This window comes from Nonomuraea aridisoli, from assembly GCF_003236395.1.
GTDB lineage: Bacteria > Actinomycetota > Actinomycetes > Streptosporangiales > Streptosporangiaceae > Nonomuraea > Nonomuraea aridisoli.
Genome location: NZ_POUD01000588.1, coordinates 1 through 1042 on the forward strand (window position 1 = coordinate 1; position 1042 = coordinate 1042).

The 1042-nt window shown below is 67.4% G+C and carries 1 protein-coding gene and 1 pseudogene; one reads left to right on the forward strand and one right to left on the reverse strand.

Annotated features, from left to right (window positions below):
* A partial coding sequence (locus C1J01_RS48265; protein ID WP_235855170.1) for a 4Fe-4S binding protein occupies window positions 1-345 on the reverse strand: 345 nt, incomplete at its 3' end.
* A 243-nt stretch (window positions 346-588) separates the two neighbouring features.
* Here C1J01_RS48265 and C1J01_RS48270 point away from each other — a divergent pair.
* Window positions 589-1042: pseudogene (locus C1J01_RS48270) on the forward strand (hypothetical protein); the annotation flags it as partial.

The following is a 1042-nucleotide window of genomic DNA, read 5'->3' on the forward strand; positions in this document are numbered from 1 at the left end:
GGGCGGGACCGTCGGGGTCCAGGCGGCGAGTTTGTCCTTCTCGTGGATGAGGTTGCGGATGTCGCCTTCGGCGTACTCGAACTCGGGGGACCAGAAGAGGGCGTCGAACGGGCAGACCTCGATGCAGATCCCGCAGTACATGCACAGCGAGAAGTCGATGGCGAAGCGATCGAGGACGTTCCGCTGCCGGGGACGGCCGCCTTCGGGGGCGGGGATCGTCTCCTTGTGGGAGTCGATGTAGATGCACCAGTCGGGGCATTCACGGGCGCACAGCATGCACGAGGTGCAGTTCTCCTCGACCAGCGCGATGACGCCCCGGCTACGCGGCGGCAGATCCGGTTTCACCTCGGGATATTGCTGCGTAACCGATTTGCGCAGCATGTGGCGAAGGGTGATGGACAGCCCCTTTGCAAGCCCGACTCCCGGTATACGCCCCACACCAACATCATGGCGCACTTGACCGCCCAGGTGAATGCGCCAGCGCGTTGTCCCCAGGTTTTCCACAGCTGTCCACAGGCCGGGGAGGAGTTATCCACAACCTGTGCGCATGCCCGATATGGGATAAGCCATGGCGATAGTCTCTCCGCCATGCAGCACAGCCATCCTGTCCGTCCCAGTGGCACCGCGTGGGCCGCCGCCATCGCGTGGGCCTGCCTGCCTCTGGTCACGTGCGGCTATGCGACCCCGTTCTCCATCGGGTTCGCGGCCTACTGGATGCGCAGCGTCTGGCATGCCCTCGCCGCGTCGATCTACCTGATCGCGATCGGCTCGTTCACGCTCGGAGCCCTCCTGTACGCCGACGCCGAGGCGCCCGACGACCTCGCCGTGCTGTTCACGCTGGGGTTGCTCCTGAGCTGGTTCGGGGGTGTCGTGCACTCGGCGGTGCTGGTGCCGTTCATGGTGCGCGCGCGGCCGAGGCGGCCGGCGTACCAACCGGTCGAGCTGCGGCAGCGCACCACCGCGCCGTCCTACCAGCGGCCGCCGGGCGAGCCGCAGTGGATCGGCCACTACCGGGTGCTGCGGTCCCTGGGGCGGGGCGGGC